The 18,615-nt window shown below is 32.5% G+C and carries 24 protein-coding genes; 9 read left to right on the top strand and 15 right to left on the bottom strand.

Going from position 1 to position 18,615, the window contains the following annotated elements:
- Nucleotides 1–117: 117 nt before the first annotated feature.
- The 3 genes from Q0845_RS15130 to dnaA all read right to left on the bottom strand — a co-directional run bounded on the left by Q0845_RS15130 (nucleotide 118) and on the right by dnaA (nucleotide 3,567).
- Nucleotides 118–1,512, bottom strand: coding sequence for a PQQ-dependent sugar dehydrogenase (locus Q0845_RS15130; RefSeq protein WP_298514826.1), 1,395 nt, complete (start codon nucleotides 1,510–1,512; stop codon nucleotides 118–120).
- A 161-nt stretch (nucleotides 1,513–1,673) separates the two neighbouring features.
- Nucleotides 1,674–2,129 carry a low molecular weight protein-tyrosine-phosphatase gene (locus Q0845_RS15125; protein WP_298514823.1) on the bottom strand — a complete coding sequence of 152 codons (456 nt, stop codon included), beginning with the start codon at nucleotides 2,127–2,129 and terminating at the stop codon, nucleotides 1,674–1,676.
- A gap of 10 nt (nucleotides 2,130–2,139) precedes the next feature.
- Nucleotides 2,140–3,567 (bottom strand): chromosomal replication initiator protein DnaA, encoded by a 1,428-nt coding sequence (dnaA, locus tag Q0845_RS15120; RefSeq protein WP_298514820.1) that lies wholly within the window; start codon nucleotides 3,565–3,567, stop codon nucleotides 2,140–2,142.
- 203 nt (nucleotides 3,568–3,770) lie between these two features.
- Between dnaA and Q0845_RS15115 the strand changes: the two genes are divergently transcribed.
- The 5 genes from Q0845_RS15115 to Q0845_RS15095 all read left to right on the top strand — a co-directional run bounded on the left by Q0845_RS15115 (nucleotide 3,771) and on the right by Q0845_RS15095 (nucleotide 6,462).
- Nucleotides 3,771–4,184, top strand: a complete 414-nt coding sequence (locus Q0845_RS15115) for a thioesterase family protein (RefSeq protein ID WP_298514817.1) — start codon at nucleotides 3,771–3,773, stop codon at nucleotides 4,182–4,184.
- Nucleotides 4,185–4,325: 141 nt separating this feature from the next.
- Nucleotides 4,326–4,793, top strand: coding sequence for an N-acetyltransferase (locus tag Q0845_RS15110; RefSeq protein ID WP_298514815.1), 468 nt, complete (start codon nucleotides 4,326–4,328; stop codon nucleotides 4,791–4,793).
- Nucleotides 4,786–5,337 carry a hypothetical protein gene (locus tag Q0845_RS15105; RefSeq protein WP_298514813.1) on the top strand — a complete coding sequence of 184 codons (552 nt, stop codon included), beginning with the start codon at nucleotides 4,786–4,788 and terminating at the stop codon, nucleotides 5,335–5,337. Before Q0845_RS15110 ends, Q0845_RS15105 begins: the two co-directional genes overlap by 8 nt.
- Before the next feature lie 47 nt (nucleotides 5,338–5,384).
- Nucleotides 5,385–6,281 (top strand): hypothetical protein, encoded by an 897-nt coding sequence (locus tag Q0845_RS15100; protein WP_298514812.1) that lies wholly within the window; start codon nucleotides 5,385–5,387, stop codon nucleotides 6,279–6,281.
- A gap of 40 nt (nucleotides 6,282–6,321) precedes the next feature.
- Nucleotides 6,322–6,462, top strand: coding sequence for a hypothetical protein (locus Q0845_RS15095; protein WP_298514811.1), 141 nt, complete (start codon nucleotides 6,322–6,324; stop codon nucleotides 6,460–6,462).
- A 45-nt stretch (nucleotides 6,463–6,507) separates the two neighbouring features.
- Here Q0845_RS15095 and Q0845_RS15090 read toward each other — a convergent pair whose 3' ends face one another.
- Genes Q0845_RS15090 through Q0845_RS15070 form a run of 5 tightly spaced genes read right to left on the bottom strand, consistent with a single transcriptional unit; the run spans nucleotide 6,508 to nucleotide 10,112 of the window.
- Nucleotides 6,508–7,122 (bottom strand): YigZ family protein, encoded by a 615-nt coding sequence (locus Q0845_RS15090; RefSeq protein ID WP_298514809.1) that lies wholly within the window; start codon nucleotides 7,120–7,122, stop codon nucleotides 6,508–6,510.
- Nucleotides 7,123–7,125: 3 nt separating this feature from the next.
- Complete coding sequence (locus Q0845_RS15085; protein WP_298514808.1) at nucleotides 7,126–8,001, bottom strand: DMT family transporter; 876 nt, start codon at nucleotides 7,999–8,001, stop codon at nucleotides 7,126–7,128.
- Nucleotides 7,998–8,612, bottom strand: coding sequence for an HAD family phosphatase (locus Q0845_RS15080; RefSeq protein WP_298514807.1), 615 nt, complete (start codon nucleotides 8,610–8,612; stop codon nucleotides 7,998–8,000). Before Q0845_RS15080 ends, Q0845_RS15085 begins: the two co-directional genes overlap by 4 nt.
- Nucleotides 8,605–9,651 carry a bifunctional diaminohydroxyphosphoribosylaminopyrimidine deaminase/5-amino-6-(5-phosphoribosylamino)uracil reductase RibD gene (ribD, locus tag Q0845_RS15075; protein WP_298514806.1) on the bottom strand — a complete coding sequence of 349 codons (1,047 nt, stop codon included), beginning with the start codon at nucleotides 9,649–9,651 and terminating at the stop codon, nucleotides 8,605–8,607. Before ribD ends, Q0845_RS15080 begins: the two co-directional genes overlap by 8 nt.
- Complete coding sequence (locus Q0845_RS15070) at nucleotides 9,651–10,112, bottom strand: hypothetical protein (protein ID WP_298514805.1); 462 nt, start codon at nucleotides 10,110–10,112, stop codon at nucleotides 9,651–9,653. The genes ribD and Q0845_RS15070 overlap by 1 nt, the downstream gene beginning before the upstream one ends.
- A gap of 225 nt (nucleotides 10,113–10,337) precedes the next feature.
- Here Q0845_RS15070 and Q0845_RS15065 point away from each other — a divergent pair, with 225 nt between their 5' ends.
- The 4 genes from Q0845_RS15065 (at nucleotide 10,338) to Q0845_RS15050 (ending at nucleotide 13,259) form a co-directional block, all read left to right on the top strand.
- Nucleotides 10,338–10,910 (top strand): pentapeptide repeat-containing protein, encoded by a 573-nt coding sequence (locus Q0845_RS15065; RefSeq protein ID WP_298514804.1) that lies wholly within the window; start codon nucleotides 10,338–10,340, stop codon nucleotides 10,908–10,910.
- Nucleotides 10,911–11,001: 91 nt separating this feature from the next.
- Nucleotides 11,002–11,478 carry a GNAT family N-acetyltransferase gene (locus Q0845_RS15060; RefSeq protein ID WP_298514803.1) on the top strand — a complete coding sequence of 159 codons (477 nt, stop codon included), beginning with the start codon at nucleotides 11,002–11,004 and terminating at the stop codon, nucleotides 11,476–11,478.
- A 164-nt stretch (nucleotides 11,479–11,642) separates the two neighbouring features.
- Entirely contained in the window at nucleotides 11,643–12,512 is an 870-nt protein-coding gene (prmC, locus tag Q0845_RS15055; RefSeq protein WP_298514802.1) for a peptide chain release factor N(5)-glutamine methyltransferase, read from the top strand.
- A gap of 174 nt (nucleotides 12,513–12,686) precedes the next feature.
- Nucleotides 12,687–13,259, top strand: a complete 573-nt coding sequence (locus Q0845_RS15050; protein ID WP_298514801.1) for a TIGR00730 family Rossman fold protein — start codon at nucleotides 12,687–12,689, stop codon at nucleotides 13,257–13,259.
- Here the strand turns inward: Q0845_RS15050 and Q0845_RS15045 are convergent.
- From Q0845_RS15045 to Q0845_RS15015, 7 genes are all read right to left on the bottom strand, one after another.
- Nucleotides 13,256–13,771: a hypothetical protein gene (locus Q0845_RS15045; RefSeq protein ID WP_298514800.1), complete on the bottom strand. Its 516-nt coding sequence runs from the start codon at nucleotides 13,769–13,771 to the stop codon at nucleotides 13,256–13,258. The two genes, Q0845_RS15050 and Q0845_RS15045, sit on opposite strands and share 4 nt — an antisense overlap.
- Before the next feature lie 104 nt (nucleotides 13,772–13,875).
- Nucleotides 13,876–14,391: a hypothetical protein gene (locus tag Q0845_RS15040; RefSeq protein WP_298514798.1), complete on the bottom strand. Its 516-nt coding sequence runs from the start codon at nucleotides 14,389–14,391 to the stop codon at nucleotides 13,876–13,878.
- Between the two features lie 18 nt (nucleotides 14,392–14,409).
- On the bottom strand, nucleotides 14,410–14,919 hold the full coding sequence (locus Q0845_RS15035) for a hypothetical protein (RefSeq protein ID WP_298514796.1): 510 nt from the start codon (nucleotides 14,917–14,919) through the stop codon (nucleotides 14,410–14,412).
- A 37-nt stretch (nucleotides 14,920–14,956) separates the two neighbouring features.
- Nucleotides 14,957–15,469, bottom strand: coding sequence for a hypothetical protein (locus Q0845_RS15030; RefSeq protein ID WP_298514795.1), 513 nt, complete (start codon nucleotides 15,467–15,469; stop codon nucleotides 14,957–14,959).
- An 86-nt stretch (nucleotides 15,470–15,555) separates the two neighbouring features.
- The gene (locus Q0845_RS15025; protein WP_298514794.1) at nucleotides 15,556–16,059 is read right to left on the bottom strand and encodes a hypothetical protein; all 504 of its coding nucleotides are present in this window, start codon (nucleotides 16,057–16,059) and stop codon (nucleotides 15,556–15,558) included.
- A gap of 13 nt (nucleotides 16,060–16,072) precedes the next feature.
- Complete coding sequence (locus Q0845_RS15020) at nucleotides 16,073–16,540, bottom strand: hypothetical protein (protein ID WP_298514793.1); 468 nt, start codon at nucleotides 16,538–16,540, stop codon at nucleotides 16,073–16,075.
- A 43-nt stretch (nucleotides 16,541–16,583) separates the two neighbouring features.
- Nucleotides 16,584–18,560, bottom strand: coding sequence for a histidine kinase (locus Q0845_RS15015; RefSeq protein ID WP_298514792.1), 1,977 nt, complete (start codon nucleotides 18,558–18,560; stop codon nucleotides 16,584–16,586).
- Nucleotides 18,561–18,615: the final 55 nt, after the last annotated feature.

Below are 18,615 nucleotides of genomic sequence, written 5' to 3'. Positions count from 1 at the left end.
CAGTAAAAATAATACTTGCTTTGTCTTGTATCTATATACTTCCTAAAATCTTATTCGCTACTATTGTATAGGTTGCAAATTTTGAGATTGAGATTTAGAGTTTGTTTACAGATAAAATTAATTTTTGACTAATTTATGATAGGAAATTGCGCCATTATTAGAAATTAGTTGCACTATATAAATGCTATTTGTAAGTTGATCTGTGGTAATTTTTTGATTTTCAGTCGTGATGCTTGTTGTGGAAATCAATTTTCCGCTAAACGAATACATGACAACTTTTGTAAGTTGTGAAGCTTCATTTTGGTTGCTAATCTGAAAATAGTTTTTCGCAGGATTTGGATACAGCTGATAGTTGGTTGCAAGTGAATTTTCAGGAACACTTAAAGTTGGATCGTATACTTGGTAAATAACTCCATTAGACAAGCCAGCAGCATATAATTCTTTGTTCATGTCTTCACCAAATGTAGAAATATTTGGAGAAAACCCTGAGTTAGTCCAAAACATATTCCATGTATTGCCTAATGCAGGTTCTAACAAACCAAGTTCATTGCTGCAGTAATCCGCAAAAACGTACCATCCTTGTATGTTTGGATACATGCTTCCTCTGTAAATATATCCACCAGTAATAGAACAACGAAAAGGACTTCCGCCATAATTATATTCAGCAACAGGAAAGGTTGTTGTGGCTGCAGCTGGACAACCAGTAGTATCAAACGTAGCATTTCCTTCGTAACATTTCCATCCAAAATTATAACCAGCAGCTACAATTGGAACATTGTTAATTTCTTCACGATTGTTCTGTCCTACGTCGCCAATCCATAATTCGCCATTGTCACTATCAAACGATATTTTCCACGGATTTCTGAGTCCGTACGACCAAATTTCATCCAATCCTGCGGGATTTCCTACAAACGGATTGGTGGCAGGGTTCGTGTATCCGGTCGTGCCACTGACGTCAATTCGTAGAATCTTTCCTAAATGCGATTGTAAATTTTGCGCATAATTATCTGGATCGCCACCACTTCCGCCATCGCCCAAAGCAATGTATAAATAACCGTCAGTTCCAAAAGCTAACGAGCCACCATTATGATTGGTATATGGTTGTGAAACGGTGAGTAAAATTTCTTCGGAAGTATCATCGGCAATATCTGGATTTGCTGAGGTTGTGAATCTCGCGATAACCGTATCTCCACTGTTATTGATATAATTTACATAAAAACGATTGTTGGTTGCATAATTTGGATCGAAAGCCAAGCCAAGTAAACCTTGTTCGTTTCCGGTAGAACGGACACGCGCATCAATATCTAAAAAAGGTGTTGCGTTTGTATTTCCTTGATCGTCTAAAATTTTAATGACACCGTCTTGTTCCACAATAAATAATCGTGAATCGTTTGCGTGTTTAATGTCAACAGGTCTTGAAAAACCATTTGCAAATGGCTGTAGCGCAACTCCTTGTGCGCACAATACTAAAGGAAATAGTATTGCTAATACTAGGTGTAATTTTCTTTTCATTTTGGTTGTTTTTTAACCTTGTCAAGATATACGTAGCCTAAAAAAAGGTGTGTTTGGTTAGGATTAACCAAGGCGAAGATGTATTCATAACAAAGTAGGTTGCTAATTTTTTTGTAGTAAGATACAAAAAAATAACACATACATTTTTGGGAATGAATTGACTAGGAAATTTTCTCAGCAAAAATAGAGCAAGCCTCGTCAAGCATTTGGTAGACATTTTCAAAGCCTTGATCGCCGCCATAATACGGATCAGGAACTTCTGCGTTTGAGTTTGGAGAGATTTGATTTAAAATCATATGGACTTTCTTACGATCAGCTTCTGTTTCTGCCAAAGAGAGAATGTTATTGTAATTCGATTGATCCATAGCAAAGATATAATCAAACGTTTGAAAATCGTTTCTAACAAACTTTCTTGATCGTTGATAGCTAATATCAAATCCATGTTGTCGTGCTGTGGCAATTGAGCGTCTATCAGGAAGTTCTCCAGCATGATAACCAGCAGTTCCAGCAGAGTCGACTAAAAACTTTGTTGGATCGAGTTTGGATGCTAAAATTCCTTCCGCTAAAGGAGATCGACAAATATTTCCTAAGCAAACCATTAAAATTTTAGTCTTCATGAGATGGATTTTACAGCGAAAGTTTCTTTGTTAAATCTTCAACGTACTTTCTAAATTGCTTGTCTGTAGATGATAAGTTATCAACAGTTTTGCAAGCGTGTAGTACCGTTGCGTGATCGCGTTTTCCAATTTGTGAACCAATACTTGCCAAAGAAGCTTTGGTGAATTTCTTTGCAAAAAACATAGCTAACTGTCTCGCTTGCACGATATGACGCTTACGTGTTTTTGATTGTAGTGTAGATACATCCATTTGGAAATAATCTGAAACTACTTTTTGGATATAATCGATAGAAACTTCACGTTTGGTATTCTTAACGAATTTTTCAACGACTTGTTTTGCTAACTCAATTGTAACTTCTTTTTTATTGAAAGATGATTGAGCAATCAAAGAAATGATAGCACCTTCGAGTTCACGAACATTCGATTTGATATTTTTAGCAACATATTCTATAATATCATCTGGCATTTCAACACCATCACGATATAACTTATTCTTCACAATAGAAACACGTGTTTCAAAGTCTGGAGTTTGCAATTCTGCAGAAAGTCCCCATTTAAAACGAGATAATAAGCGTTGCTCAATATCTTGCATGTCTACAGGAGCTTTGTCTGATGTTAGAATTACTTGCTTTCCATTTTGGTGTAAGTGGTTGAAGATGTGGAAAAATACATCTTGCGTTCCAGATTTACCAGAAAAGAATTGTACGTCGTCAATAATCAATACATCAATTAACTGGTAAAAGTGTATAAAATCGTTACGTGTATTTTTCTTTACAGACTCTATATATTGTTGTGTAAATTTCTCAGCAGAAATGTACAATACTGTTTTCTCAGGATATTTATCTTTAATTTCAACACCAATAGCATGTGCAATATGTGTTTTTCCTAAACCAACACCACCAAAAATTAAGAGTGGATTAAAAGATGTTCCTCCAGGCTTGTTAGCTACTGCCATTCCAGCAGAACGTGCTAGGCGATTGGAGTCACCTTCTAGGAAATTGTCGAAATTATAATTTGGATTTAACTGTGATTCAATCTTTACATTTCTGATACCAGGAATGATAAAAGGGTTTTTCAGTTCGGGACTTTTATTTTTGATAGGGACATCAATTTCTTGTGCTTTCACATTACTACGATTGGCACTTGGAATTTTTTCTGTAAATGGCTTTTTGTTGCCATATGTATTTTCCATTTTAATGATATACACTAAACGAGCAGTATTTCCTAATTCTTTTACCAAAGCTACCTTTAATAACTTCACATAATGCTCTTCGAGCCATTCGTAAAAAAACTTACTAGGAACTTGAATGCTTAGCGCTTTATTTGTTAACTTTACAGGCTTTATAGGCTCAAACCAAGTCTTATATGCTTGTGGCTGAATGTTGTCCTTTATGAAAGACAGACAGTTATCCCATACTGATTGCGCAGTTACACTCATTTATTGTCGTTAAAATAGTTATTCTTAGGTTCGGAAAAAAAGAAAATTCGGGGTTTTCTCCTTTATTTTTTAGCGTGAACAAATATGTGAAAAAAAAAGTAAAAAAAAAACTTGAACGCTATTGAATTTCTTAAATTTTTTTCGCATGCTTGGAAACAATTTCTTTACAATTCGTTAACATTATTTAATATATAAAAAATACTTTGAGAAATCACGAAATAAAAACAAGAATTCGCTACGCAGAAACTGATCAAATGGGCGTAGTATATCATGGTAACTATGTGCAATTCATAGAAATGGGGCGGACTGAGTGGTTACGTGCCTTAGGCATTTCATACCGAGAGATGGAAGAAATGGGTGTGATGCTTCCCGTAATATCTATTCAGATCAATTATAAAAAATCTGCTTTTTATGACGATGTATTAACGGTAAAAACAACACTTAAAAAATTGCCGTCTGTTAAGATAGAATTCGACTACGAGATTTTGAATGAAAGTAAGGAAATTATTACACAAGGAAACACAGTTTTAGCATTCATTAATATGAAAACCAAAAGGCCAATGAAATGTCCTGCGCATTTGATCGAAAAATTATCGACGATCGACTTCAACGAATAAAAAATGGTCATTTTAAATATAAATTAAATCTCTTAGAAACATTATTTAAAAACGTATCTTCAATTTATTGTGTGTTTACAAATTTGTAAACATTATTTAGTATCTTTACAAAAACTGGAAATAAATTCGTAAATTTATAACATGGTCATTGTTAAAACTTCCACAGGAGAAAAACATCATATTGTTATAACACCTGTCAATACCAATGATTATAAAACAATAACCAAAAAACGTTATTTCTTTGATTGGAAAAAAGAAAACATCTTTGAAGTCTATAAATTACATCTTATAAACTCTAATGATATCTTAGGACTTATTTCACTGCAAAGAATACCTACTGAATGGCGAGTGCATGTACGATTGCTTACAGTTTCTGTTGAAAACCAAGGAAAACATAAAGAATTTGCGAACATTGCAGGAAACTTATTAGCACATGCAGCAAAAATAGCGATCTCTGAATATGCTGAATTGGCTTGTGTTTCCCTTCGTCCTAAAACAGAAATCGCCAAACATTATATGGAGAAGTACCATATGATTGCTACAGGACTCACATTAAGTATTGAGGTTCCAGAAATTTTAAATTTAATAAACCGATTTGATCATGACTAAAGCATATAGAAATTCAAATACAGATCCAGAGTTTGGTGTCGATAGTAGATATCCATCCAAAACAGCCTATCAATCGGAAGCTACTGCTTTGATGGAAGCACGTTTGGAACGCATGATAAACATGTCAAAAGATCAAGTTATTCGTGCCAAACTCATGCAATTAAAGTTTAAAATGGAGGAGTTTATCAAGCAACCTGTATATGAGCAACACTATTTTTTCTCGGAGTTTTTACAATCTTATGTAGATATCATTTATTCTAAACGTACTGTCTTTGCAAAAGATATTGGTACAACTCCCGTAAAATTGAGTCAAATTATCAACAATCATCGTCCGCCACAAGACGACTTCATTTTAAAATTGATGATTCATTCTGAACGTATTTATAAAGATGTTTGCGAGTTTCAAAAAGAAATTTGGTATCAAGTGTACTTTCATGAAAAGTTGTGCAATACCATGTCTACGCAACAAGAATGGAAACCAAAATTAGAGCAAGAGGTTTATGTAAGCGAGCCCATTGTAAAGTATGGAGAAAACAAGAAGTGATTTTAGACTTTATTATTAAATCAAAATAAATTAGAGTAAGTATCAGTATGAATAAAATAATTCTAGTTGTAGCCTTTTTGTTTTCATGGAGTATGTTTGGACAAAATTTTCCACCAAAAAAATATGAATATTATGATTTTTCAAAAATAGAAGCAACGATTTCTGATACTGAAAAGTTAGACTTATTAAAGAAGTGTGCGGATTCAAAATATCTGAATTTATATACTCCAGCTATATCTGTCTCAGGTGAATTCTCAAATTATCATGTATTAGATTTGAATGCAGATGGTTTGTTAGACATTATTTATAATAATAAAGAAGCAGACGGAATTGAAAAAACTGTTGCAGCCATTTATATAAACGAAAAAGATTCATTGCGTCCTGTAATTAAATTGCTTGGGAATTTCACAAAAATTAATGTAGAAAATCATCAATTGAAAAGTTTTCAAATGATAGAATTTCCGTGTTGTAACGAAGCCAGTTATTGGCTTAGAAATTATGAATTCAACAATGCTACAGATTGCTATGTTCCAATGAATGGTTCGCATGAACGTTATAAATATAGTTATGGAGAGGTAAATGATCCTCGATTTTGTGTTTCATTGGAAAGTAAATACAAATTCTTTATGCAAACTCAATTTCCAGAGAATTCGAAAGAGAAAGATATAGTAACAGTTACAGAGAAGGTGTATGCTACTATAAAACCTAGTAAGCCTACGAATATCAACCTTAAGAATAATGATTATACAGATTTTTATGAAGGGAACAAAGCAATATCTATCGTAAAAGAAGGTACACGTTGCTATGTTTTTGAAGAGCAAAAAGATGAAACCGGCGAAGTATTCTGTTTTGTGAAATTTAAAACATCTAGTGAAATTAGTACTAAGCCAAAATACAAGAACTACTATGTATATGGTTGGTTGCCAAAGCGAAATTTAAAATAAAGAAGTATCTTGAAGTACTATTAATTTTAAATAAGATATCATGAAAAGTATTGAAAACTTACAAAGTGTAAAACACATGCAAGTATTGACTGTAGATAATGCGGCTAAAGTATATGGAGGAAGCGAAGTTATACCTGTTGGAAATACAATAGTAGACGATTTAAACGGCTTGATCCGCTAAGTTTGATAAAGATGATGAATGATTTAAAACCTTCATCGTCTTTTTTTATTCCACTTCCTTAATCTCAATCTCATATAAATTGGTAAACAACTCAAAAATCTGTGCAGCATCTTTCTGACGAACAGAAATGGTAATGCGACAATCCATTTCCAATTTTTGCGCAATAATGTTTAGGTTTCGCTCTTTTACCACACGCATGACTTTGTTCATGTTTTTGTAATCGAAAATGAGCAAGTAGTCAATATTGATGGTCTTTTCTTTGATATCAGCTGCTTCTAAGGCCATTTGTGCGCCTGTACGATACGCGTTGATCAATCCTCCAACACCTAACTTAGTACCGCCAAAATACCGAACTACTACAATTAATATATTCGTGACGTCAAAAGATTGAATTTGCCCATAAATCGGCATACCAGCACTATTGGAAGGTTCGCCATCGTCATTGGCACGAAAACGAAACGGTTCACTTTTTCCCAATTGCCATGCATAACACCAATGTCGTGCTGAATGGTGACTTTTTTTCAACGCTTCTAAATGTTTCTTAATATCATCTTCATTGGAAACCGGAAATGCGTAGCCAAAGAACTTGCTATTTCGATCTTTAAACAAAGCTTCTTCCGAAGGAACATCAATCGTTTTGTATGTATCTTTTATTTCCAATAGTTAGGCATTAATAGATTGTGCTGAAATTGCAATCATTACAATGCTTACAATCGCAATGGCAATTCCAATCCAGTTTTTAATAATTAGTTTTTCTTTAAACAAGATAATTCCAAATATAGTGGATAACATTACAATTGCCACATTATTGATTGGATATACTGTAGAACTATCGCCAATATTTTCTGGACGTAAAGCTTTTAATAAAAATACAATAGAGTAGAAGTTTGGAATTCCAAGCGCAATTCCCCCAAGAATGGTTTTTCCAGTAATTTTAAAATCACGTCTGATGATTAAAATGATGATTCCAGCAAGAAATGCACAACCAAAAATTCCTGCAGAAAAAATGGCAGTTTCACCTTTAGCAACATAGTTAGTTTCTATGTATTTGATGGAAGTATCAATAATTCCAGAACCTAAAAATAATAGTAAAGGAAATAATAATTTTTTGCGATCTAAGCCGCCACCATCATTTTTTACGGTTGTTAAATACACAGCGAGTAAAGCTAAAATGATTCCAGCAATTTTCAATAAACTTAAGTGTTCTTTATATACAATCACTGCAAAAATCACCGGAACTACGACGGACATTTTTCCAGCAACAGAAGCTACAGAAAGTCCATTGCGTTGCGCTGTGAGTGCCATCAAAATAAAAACAGCAATAAAAAGAACTCCTAAAATAATGGCGCCAGTCATCCATGAACGTTCGGTCATTTCTGTAAGCGTGATTCCATTTCCATAAAAGAAAAATCCGCAACAAAAAGCCGTAATATAATTGACAACAATGGCTTGAAAGGTGTTGACTTGAAATTTGTCAAATAGTTTGAAGATGACAAATAAAGAACTGGAAATAAATATACTTAGGATGAGGTAAATCAAAATAGTGATTTTTTATGTGTAAATAAGTCTACAACGTCTTCTTTGCCAGGTATTAAGTTCCAAACATGAATTCCGAGTGTTGCAGCAGATTCGGTGTTTTCGGCAGTATCATCAATAAAGATCGTTTCTTCGGGTTTTAACTTATTTTCATTCAGCACAAACTCGTAAATATCGACATCTGGCTTGCGGAAATGAATTTCATGTGATAAGTAAAATTGCTCAAAACAGTTTTTGAACTCCGTATACAATTCCATTCCCCAATCTTCCTGAATCCACGAAATATGTAAATCGTTGGTGTTACTCAATATAAAGAGTCGATACTTGTTGTCTTTTGCCAATTGTTTGATAAACGCTAAACGATGTTTTGGGAAATCGAGCAGAATGGCATTCCAAGCGTCAATTAAAGCTTCTCTTGTAGTATGTGGGAATTCTTTATGATAAAAACTCACGAATTCGTCTGTGGTGATCAATCCTTTTTCATAGGCTTGATTTTTTGAAACCATTTCAGGTGTAAAATCGTCAATACCTAACCTGTTCAACTCACGTTGTGTGGCAGGTTTGTCAAGATTGATAAAGATATCGCCGTAATCGAAAATTATATTTTTAATCATTGATATAAGTTTGTAATAAATTGTCTGAAATGAGGATTTCTGATTGTAATTTTCCTTTTAGATTTGGTCTTCGAATTCCATCTGTAAACGAAATACTTCCTGTAAAAACACGTGCTTCATCCCACAAATTAGCATCAATAAATGTTTGTAAAGTTTGCTTGCCACCTTCAATAATCACAGATTGCAAATTATGATGATATAGAATTTCACAGATTTGCTGTGCTAGGTTTTGAGAAAAATCAATCTTCTCAAAGATGAGATTTTCAGAAGAAATTTTCTCCTGTTCTGTCAATACAATGGTTTTTACAGATTGATCAAACAAACTGTAATGCTGTGGAATTCGAAGCGATTTATCTAACACAATTCGTACAGGACTTTTTCCATGCCAATCGCGTGTATTTAACTTCGGATTGTCAGTAATAGCAGTATTTGTTCCCACCAAAATAGCAGCTTCTTCACTTCGCCATTTATGAACTAATTGACGAGCAAATTTATTCGTAATCCAATTGGGTTGCACAGGATCGTTTTCATTTCTGATCTTATCAATAAAACCATCTTGCGTTTCTGCCCATTTTAAAATGATATACGGACGTTTGTGTTGATGAAAAGTAAAAAATCGTTTGTTAGAAGCGATGCATTCATCTTTCAAAACCTCTAAAATGACTTCGCAACCCGCATCTTTTAACTTTTGGATGCCTCTTCCTGCCACTTTTGCAAACGGATCAATCGTACCAATGACAACTTTCGGAATTTGATGTTTGATAATTAAATCGCTACATGGCGGCGTTTTTCCAAAATGACTACACGGTTCAAGCGAAACATAAATGGTAGCTTCTTTTAATAAAGATTTATCTTTTACGGAGTGTACAGCATTGACTTCTGCATGATTTCCGCCATACGCACTGGTATAACCTTCGCCAATAATGACATTATTGTGTACAATTACCGCGCCCACAGAAGGATTCGGCATGGCAGCAGTCAGCCCATTTTTAGCCAACTGCAAACAGCGTTTCATGTATATTTCGTGTGTTTTTGACACTAGATTTTAATTTTTATTTCTTGTGTGGTATCTACTTCATAATCATACGAAAAACCGAGTTTATGATACGTAATAATGCCTTTGTATTGTACTTCTATCTTTTTATTAACAATGCCATTTAAAATACCGCCCAAAACTCCATTTTCGTTGCTGCCTAATACTTTTTTAGTGGGAATGATCACTTTTAGTGGAATGGTAAATTCTTCGCCAGCAGGCACTTCAAACATTTCCGAACTCATATGCGCCACTTTTACATTGTTGATAATGACATCAATATTTTTACTTTCTAAACTTCCACCAATATCATTCTGATTGATAAAATATGCATCTGCCGACAATACAATGTTTTGTAAACTAGAAGACAAAACTTTCATATTGTCCACTTTTACAAACAAAGGTTTTTCGCGAACGCTACAACTTACAAGTAACAGTATTAAAGGAATGACGAGGAGTTTTTTCATGTTATAAATGATATCAGTATACTATGTACATGTAAAGAAACTATAAAATTAGTGTGTTTTTGTATGTCGACATTTCTTGATACATTTTTTTGCAAAAACTACCCAAAATAATGTTCTATGAAATTTGATAATAAACCATCAACAAACAACTAAAAACTAACGACCAAATTTAGTATCTTCACAGCATCGCAAAACTACACAATTTCTATTTGAAGCGGATATAAAATGAGTCAAGAATTCTATCAAGATCAAACTTTCACACAAATTGATTATACACAGCAAGTTTTCCCGAAAGGCGAATATGACAATTGTACGTTTGTCAACTGTAAGTTTGAAAATGTAGATTTGGCTGTGATGACGTTTTTGGAATGTACTTTTGATACTTGCGATCTCACGAATGCTAAGGTGAAAAGTACTTCGCTTAATGAAATTGATTTTGTGAATTGTAAATTATTGGGCGTAGATTTTAGTATTTGTAATGATTTTATGTTTTCTGTAAATTTTAAAGCCTGTAATTTGGAATTGGCATCTTTTGCAGGATTGGCAATCAAACAAACGGAATTTAACGGATGCAACTTACAAAAAGTAGATTTTACCGAAACCAATTTGGAACGTGTAGTATTTGATGATTGCGATTTAAAAGCAGCGATTTTTGAGCAAACGAATTTGGAAAAAGCAGATTTTACAACGGCGCGTAATTATACCATTGATCCGACACAGAATCAATTAAAAAAAGCGAAGTTTTCCCGTAAGGAAATTCACGGTTTGCTTACCAAATATGATATTGTTGTGAAATAGTTATTAGTATTGAGTATTGAGAAGATCCAAAGTACCTGAATGCTAAGTTTTGAATTTTAAATTAAAAAATAACGTTACCAAAATCCAAAGAATGATCATTAGAAAAATACAACCAGAAGACAATCCAGCGATGGCAGCGTGTATTCGATCAGTGATTCCTGAATTCGGCATGCCAAAAGTAGGTACAGCCTACGAAGATCCAGAAACCGATGCTATGTTTGATGCGTATCAAGGAGAACGCGAAGTATATTATGTGATTGAAGAAGATGGAGAAGTGCTTGGTGGCGCAGGAATTAAGGAATTGCGTGATAATGAAAACAATGTATGTGAATTCCAAAAAATGTATTTTTTCGCCAAAACTAGGGGAAAAGGCTATGGAAAAAAGTTGCTTGCCAAATGTTTGGAAGCTGCTAAAGAGTTTGGATATACGGAATGTTATTTAGAATCATCGCCAAAATTCAAAGCGGCCATTCACATTTATGAACTTTTCGGTTTCAAACACTTAGACAAACCTTTAGGTTGTACGGGACATTATTCCTGTGATGTTTGGATGATGAAAGAGTTATAATGTAGAATATTAGGTGTTAGGTGTTAGGTTTTTGGTATTAGAATTATTTCATAGTCAATTTATAATTTAATATTTAGCATAAAAAAAGAGTTTAGTTATATATAAGTTTAATGGTTAAACTTTTGACAGAAAAAATATAATAAAGAGATTAAACCCAAAACCCATTGCGAGTAAAAGATATACAAGACATATTTCACAAAGAATTGGATGAAATCTACGGAAAAAACGAAGTGGATAGTTTCTTTTTTATGCTGACAGAAGCGTATTTTGATTTGGAACGATTTGCCTTGGTACTCAATCCGGAGTTTACCATCACCAAAGAACAGGAAACTCCAATGTTTTCAGCGTTGAGCGAATTGAAACTAGAAAAACCCATTCAGCATATTTTGGGAAAAGCTCATTTTTTTGGATTGGAATTTATGGTAAACGAACACACATTGATTCCACGACCAGAAACTGAAGAATTGGTAGCGTTTATCTTAGAAAAGGCGAAAAATACTAATACTAAAAACCTTTGTATTTTGGATATTGGTACCGGAAGTGGCTGTATTCCGATTGCTTTGAAAAAGGAACTTCCTACTGCTAGAATTTTTGCCATAGATATTTCTGCGGAAGCATTACAAGTTGCTCAAAAAAATGCAGACACTCACAATGTTTCTATCGAATTCATGCAAGCTGATGTATTGGCTTTAGATACTTTAGAAGTATTTGACGAAGAAATATCGTTTGAGTTCATTGTGTCCAATCCGCCGTATGTGCGCAATTTAGAGAAAGCAGAAATGCGAAAAAATGTATTGGAATACGAACCAGATTCCGCATTGTTTGTAGAAGATAACAATCCGTTGGTTTTTTATGATAAAATTGCCAATCTTGCGATGAAGCATTTAAAACCTAATGGTAGTTTGTATTTTGAGATCAATCAATATTTAGGAAAGGAAATGATTGATTTGTTAGCAGAAAAGCAATTTCAAAATATAGAACTGCGAAAAGATATTTTTGGTGTGGACCGAATGCTGAAAGCGGATGTTTTTTGAAAAATTTAATTAAATGTAAATGTCATTACGAGGAAGTTTGATGAAGTAATCTGTTTCTATACAAACAGATTGCCACAAGTTTTTTCAAAACTTTCGCAATGACGTTACATATTTTGTAGTTTCTAACAAGTCTAACAAGTCTAACAAGTCTAACAAGTCTAACAAGTCTAGAAAATGAAAAGTATAGCCATTTATTGTGGAAGCAGTCTCGGAAACGATCCAAAAATCGTTTCAGATGCTATTGAATTAGGAAAAGTATTAGCAAAGGAAAATATTACAGTCGTGTACGGAGGTGCAAAGATTGGAATTATGGGAACTGTGGCAGATGCTACTTTGGATAATGGAGGCGAAGTAATTGGTGTAATTCCTGAGTTTTTAAAACATAAAGAAATTGCACATACCAATCTCACGGAACTGCATACGACACAAACCATGGTGGAACGTAAAATGAAAATGATTGAACTTTCCGAAGGTTTTATTGCGCTTCCGGGCGGATTTGGAACGATGGAAGAATTGTTTGAAGTAATGACAGCGTTACAATTGGCACAAATACCACATCCTGTTGCAATTTTAAACAGCAATGGTTATTACGACGAACTTATTGCCTTGATGAAAACCATGATGCAGAAAGAATTGTTAAAAGAAAAAAACTTCGACATGCTTATCATTGAAAGCGATGTTTCAACATTGTTGGAGCGTATGAAGAATTTTGTTCCATTGGCAACTCCAAAATGGTTGAAAAACTAATGATTACCTTTTTTAACTAGAATTGTAACAATCATGATTTCATAGATATCTTCTACCAATATAGCTTCAACATCTACAATATATGCTTCGTTTTGACTTTTAAAAACTAATTCACCACGCAATCCTTTTAAACCTGACTCTTCTCTTTTTTCATAGGTAAAATCTGAATATTCAATAGAATTCCAATCAATGGAATACTGCTTTCCTACTTTTTTTAGATCGTTAAATTCGTCAATAACTTTTTTGTGATACTCTTCAGTAGTCATCTGATTGATGTTCTCTCTTATTTCACTTGGTACAGTATCTAGTTTTTTATTTATAAATGCTTTAATTTCTTGGAGAGAGTATAGCTTATTTATAAAATCTTTTTCAGAAGATTTATCTAACTCTTTTAAAATATTAAATGCCTCTTTACCAAGTTCATTCGCGTTGAAATCACTCTTAGTGTCTTGACAATACGCTGAAAAAGTGGTTGTTAAAAAAATGATGAAAAGGAATGCTATTTTTTTCATGAAAATGTATTTTTTATGTGAATGCATGTATTCTTCTCGTTTTATTACATTGTAGAATACATGCAAAATTTTTGCTTTACTAGCGACTTCAAAACGGTTGAAAATTAATCATCGTCTTTCTTTCGTAAACTTCTCACAATAACGGGCATATACACATCGCCATTCTTTACAGCATCCGTTTTTACTTTATATTCGGTTTCTTTGTATTTAAAAAATACTTCACCTTCAACTCCTTTCAAACCTCTTTTATTTCTCACTTCGTAAGTGAAATCAACATATTCAATATCTTTCCATACAATATTAAATTCTTTTGTTTTTTCTTTTAAATCATTATAGACTTTTGCCACTCTTTTTTGATACTCTGCGATATCCATTTTATTGATATCCTCTTTCATTCTGCCCATAGCAGAGTCTTCTTGTTTATTCACAAATTCTTTGACTTCTTCAATAGTCATCATGCTATTTCTGAATTCAATTTCTGAAGTATTTTCAAATTTTTTCAAAATATCTAAAGCACGTTTGCCAACATCATCTGGATTGGTAACACCTTTAGAATCTTGAGAATACACTGAAAAAGTAGCTGTTAAGAAAACAACTAAAAGGAATGTTATTTTTTTCATGAAGTCTTATTTTTAGGTTTAATTTTTCTCGTTTAATTGATTAATAATCACAGGAACGTATACATTATCAGTCAATAGGGCAGAAGTGCTTACTTCATATTGAGTACCATTATGAGTAAAAGTCAATTGGCCACGAATTCCAGTCATACCATCATCTGTTCGTTCCTCATAGGTAAAATCGCCATATTCAATGGCGTTCCATGAAATATTCAATTCCTTTGCTTTATCTTTTAGTAGCGTGTATTGTCTAAGCAATCCGGATTCGTAGGTTTTCTTATCCAACTTCTCAATACTTTCTTTTACAACTTGTTGCATGGAATCTCCATTCTTTTTTGCAAACGATTTAAACTCTTCAAGAGTTAGCAAACTATTGACATAATCTTCTTTTGAAGAATTTTCAAACTTTTTCAAAATGTCAAATGCATATTTACCTAGATCATCTGCATTTGAAATATGTTTTGAATCTTGGCAAGAAATAAAAAAAGTAGTAGCAATAATTGCAAGCACGATGAATTGTAATTTTTTCATGGTAAGGTAATCTTTAGTATTATTTGAAATTGTGTAATTATTCTTTTTCTTGATTGAGTTTGTAAATTCGAATCAACGTATGAGTTCCTTCTAAAAATGCGGAAATAATGGAAACTCTGTAGGTTTTGCCATCATGTTTAAATGTCAGCTTTCCACGAGAAGTTTTAATTCCGTCTTCATCATCTTCTTTAAATTCATAATTGTCATATTTAATAGCACTCCACGAAATGTCCGCTTTTTGGGCTCTTTCTTTTGTACGGTTATAATCTTTGCCCATACGTAAATTATAACGTCCTTCTTCAAGTCTATCAATTTGTTCCTTTGTTCTAGTACTTAAAGTTTCGGCGTTTCGTTTTCCAAATGCTTTTACTTCTTCAACAGTAAGGAGTGAATTAATATAATCGTCTTTCGTGATGTTGTCAAAATCTTTTAAAATGCCAAATACATATTTCCCTAGGTCTTCGGCGTTGGCTGTGCCTTTATGTTTGCTACAGGAAACGAATAGAATAGACGTTACTAGAACGGTTAAAATGAATTGTAATTTTTTCATCGGAAAGTTATTATTCGTTATTTTCTTAAAGATAGAAAAATTAACGAAGTATAGTGTTGATTTATTTTTAGAATCCTAAGAACACACTATTGCTTACGCACAGGTTCTATGTTTGATAAATTAAAAAGTCGTTGTTTGTCTTTATACTTGATAGAAACAATCTTGGTCACAAACTTTTTTTCTTTATAATCAAAAGCGACAAAACCATCTTGGAAGGTAATGCCATCTTCATCGCGCATTACAAATGGATATTCTCTGAATGTGATGTCTTTCCAGTCGATTTCAAAGCGTTTTCCCGATTCTTTAATCATTTCGTAAGATTGCTGTAATCTCTTGTAATGAACTTCTTTAGAAACATTTGTAATGGCGTTTCTAAAAGTCTTACTCACCGAAGTATCTTTGGCAATCTCACGCAATTCATCCAAGGAAATAAAATAACTATTAAATTCATTTGGAGACAAACTATCCATTTGCTGTAATAACCTAAAAGTTTGTTGTACGGCAAAACCTTCGGGTTTGGATTGCGTAGTACACGATGTATACAGTATAGAAATAAAAGTGAGAATAGTAATGTAGATAGACTTTTTCATTAATAAAACGAATTTATTCTTCGGCATATGTAATAGGCATGATATATACTAATTTAAGTTGATTTTGATATGGAATTGTAATCAATTTTAAAACAAAATAACGAACTCCATGTTCAAAATAAATGTCAATCTTTTTTATATCAATATCTTTTTCTTTTGCTGACTGTATTTCTGTTTTTACATATTTAATTTCGTTGCATACAATACCAAAATCTTTAAGACTTTCTTTCAAGTTATCAATGTTTTCCTGGATAAATCCATTGAATTGTTCTTGTGAAAGTTCTGCCAATTCTGTTTTAGGAAATGTCCTTAACTCTTGCAATGAAATAAACTGTGTTTTTATGTCTGCTTCTGACGCTTTAGGAGACGCTTTTAATAATTTAAAAAACTGTTTCCCAAATTTTTCTGTCGCGTCTCCAACTTTAAAACTGGAAAATGCAAGCGCACAAAGGAATGTTAGTATGACAATTCTATTTTTCATATGGAATGATTTACGCTGCTAAAATACAGTTTTAATCGTGATTTTAGATTTCGTATGAAGGTAAATTTAGAATCACTTTGGTTCCTACATCATTTTTATTTTCATCAAATATATCTTCAATTTTTAAAGAAGCATTGCTTTTGTTTTGCTTGTTGTAAATCACCAAACGTTCTTTGACAATGTCTCCCGAAATAGATTTATGCGTTTTTAAATGGTTCCTTTCTTCTTGCGGACTTTTAGAATATCCAATTCCGTTGTCTGTAATCGTACAAGAGATCAATTCTCCGTGTTGTTGAAAATCTAAAGCTACCAAGCCTCTGATTTTAGAATTTGTAATTCCGTGAATAATGGCGTTTTCTACAAAAGGCTGAATCAACATTGGCGGAACATAGGTAAATTCGGTTTCTAATTCGTCTGCAATAGAAACTTTAAAATCAAACTTCTCTGAAAAATTGGATTGCAGATTTAAATAATGATCTATCGCTTCAATTTCATCCTGTAAAGGCACAAATTCTTCTCGTGAATTCTCTAAGGTAGTTCTTAGCAACTGCGACAATTTCAACACATATTGTTTCGTCTTTTCAGGCTTCGTATCATTCGTATGTAAAATCGTATTCAGTGTATTAAACAAAAAATGCGGATTCATCTGCGAGCGTAGTAATTGTTGTTGTAAGACGACTTTTTCGTATTTGTTTTTTAATGAGGTTTTTTGATACAAAATCAGTCCTAAATAGATAACAAGTATACCCAACATACAAACTATAAAAATTGTAAGTTTTAAAGATTTATTATCTTTTTCCACAGCTAGTTTTTCTTGTTCTATTTCCTCAGTTTCATACTCAATACGTGTAAATTTATCACGCATGCGTCGTTCTTCTAATAAAGTACTATCACTAATTTCTATATAACGCCTTAGGTATTTTGTGCTGTTTTTTGGATCTGCTTTAGCTAGTAAATCATAAGTAATTAGTAAATTTTCAGGAATCTTTTTTTCAATAGCTAATTTATTAGCCTCTATTAAGTATTTATAACTTTTTTCAAAATTGTTTTTTTTAAAATAATATTCGGCTAAATGAATTTTATTAATAATGATACCGCTGTAATCATTTAAACTATCTCTTATATTTAATGACTTATATAAATCTTTTTTTATATTAATGGTATCGTTTGATAAGAATTTAGTGTATGTTAGATTGTCGAGAACAGTAGCATATTGTTTAGGCTTTATATAGTAAAGACTATCTATATTTAGAGCTTTTTTAAAATTATTTATTGCCAACTTATAATTTTCTTGATATTTGTAAATTAAACCTATGTTGTTAAGACTGAAAGAAGTATGAGTAGAATTGTTTGTATCTAAATATTTTAATGCAATATTATGATATTCAAGAGCTTTTTCATATTGTTTAAGATGTTTGAAAATAACTCCAAGATTATTATAACTACTATAGAGCCTTTTATAGTCATTTAAAGATTTAAAGATTTTTATCGCTTTTATAGTATTAAGTTCACTGCCCGTGTAATCTTTAACATCTTTTTGAATTTTTGCCATGAAGAGAAGTATTCTTGCGGCAGATATTTTTTTCTCTGGATATTTTGTTAAAATTTTCTGTGCTTTATTATAATATATATAAGCACTGTCTTTTTGGTTATTTTTTCTAGCTAAAGCTCCTTTATCCCAATAACAATTTGCTATTATAATTGAATCGTTTAATTTAATTGCAAGATTCAAAGATTTCTTATATGAAATTTTAAAAGCAGATGTGTCATTAAGTAAAAAATTGTTATAATTTATTTTAAAATAATATTTGCTTTTTAATGAGTCATTTTTAGTAAAATCAGCAGTTATATTTGCTTTTTTGTTAAAAGCTTTTCTCTCTTCCAAAGAGAACTTTTTATCCTTAGCATTTTCAATCCAAGAAACAATACTATCATGAATTGCGGAAGATTCTTGTGAAAAACTAGTGGAAAAGCTTAAGAAAAGAAATAAGAATACGAGGAGTTTGTATAAAGCGTTCAATTGTTGAATTTTTAGAAGTACTAAAATACCAAAAACAGAACGCTTTCTATAGTTT

The organism is uncultured Kordia sp. (genome assembly GCF_947489565.1).
Lineage (GTDB): Bacteria > Bacteroidota > Bacteroidia > Flavobacteriales > Flavobacteriaceae > Kordia.
This window is presented reverse-complemented; position numbering and strand designations above follow the sequence as displayed.

Coding starts and splice junctions, on each gene's coding strand:
- Q0845_RS15100 (WP_298514812.1), top strand. CDS start 5,385: ATGAATAAAATAATTCTAGTTGTAGCCTTTTTGTTTTCATGGAGTATG.
- Q0845_RS15045 (WP_298514800.1), bottom strand. CDS start 13,771: ATGAAAAAAATAGCATTCCTTTTCATCATTTTTTTAACAACCACTTTT.
- dnaA (WP_298514820.1), bottom strand. CDS start 3,567: ATGAGTGTAACTGCGCAATCAGTATGGGATAACTGTCTGTCTTTCATA.
- Q0845_RS15125 (WP_298514823.1), bottom strand. CDS start 2,129: ATGAAGACTAAAATTTTAATGGTTTGCTTAGGAAATATTTGTCGATCT.
- Q0845_RS15035 (WP_298514796.1), bottom strand. CDS start 14,919: ATGAAAAAATTACAATTCATCGTGCTTGCAATTATTGCTACTACTTTT.
- Q0845_RS15065 (WP_298514804.1), top strand. CDS start 10,338: ATGAGTCAAGAATTCTATCAAGATCAAACTTTCACACAAATTGATTAT.
- Q0845_RS15050 (WP_298514801.1), top strand. CDS start 12,687: ATGAAAAGTATAGCCATTTATTGTGGAAGCAGTCTCGGAAACGATCCA.
- Q0845_RS15070 (WP_298514805.1), bottom strand. CDS start 10,112: ATGAAAAAACTCCTCGTCATTCCTTTAATACTGTTACTTGTAAGTTGT.
- Q0845_RS15060 (WP_298514803.1), top strand. CDS start 11,002: ATGATCATTAGAAAAATACAACCAGAAGACAATCCAGCGATGGCAGCG.
- Q0845_RS15130 (WP_298514826.1), bottom strand. CDS start 1,512: ATGAAAAGAAAATTACACCTAGTATTAGCAATACTATTTCCTTTAGTA.
- Q0845_RS15030 (WP_298514795.1), bottom strand. CDS start 15,469: ATGAAAAAATTACAATTCATTTTAACCGTTCTAGTAACGTCTATTCTA.
- Q0845_RS15110 (WP_298514815.1), top strand. CDS start 4,326: ATGGTCATTGTTAAAACTTCCACAGGAGAAAAACATCATATTGTTATA.
- Q0845_RS15025 (WP_298514794.1), bottom strand. CDS start 16,059: ATGAAAAAGTCTATCTACATTACTATTCTCACTTTTATTTCTATACTG.
- Q0845_RS15040 (WP_298514798.1), bottom strand. CDS start 14,391: ATGAAAAAAATAACATTCCTTTTAGTTGTTTTCTTAACAGCTACTTTT.
- Q0845_RS15095 (WP_298514811.1), top strand. CDS start 6,322: ATGAAAAGTATTGAAAACTTACAAAGTGTAAAACACATGCAAGTATTG.
- Q0845_RS15020 (WP_298514793.1), bottom strand. CDS start 16,540: ATGAAAAATAGAATTGTCATACTAACATTCCTTTGTGCGCTTGCATTT.
- Q0845_RS15105 (WP_298514813.1), top strand. CDS start 4,786: ATGACTAAAGCATATAGAAATTCAAATACAGATCCAGAGTTTGGTGTC.
- Q0845_RS15080 (WP_298514807.1), bottom strand. CDS start 8,612: ATGATTAAAAATATAATTTTCGATTACGGCGATATCTTTATCAATCTT.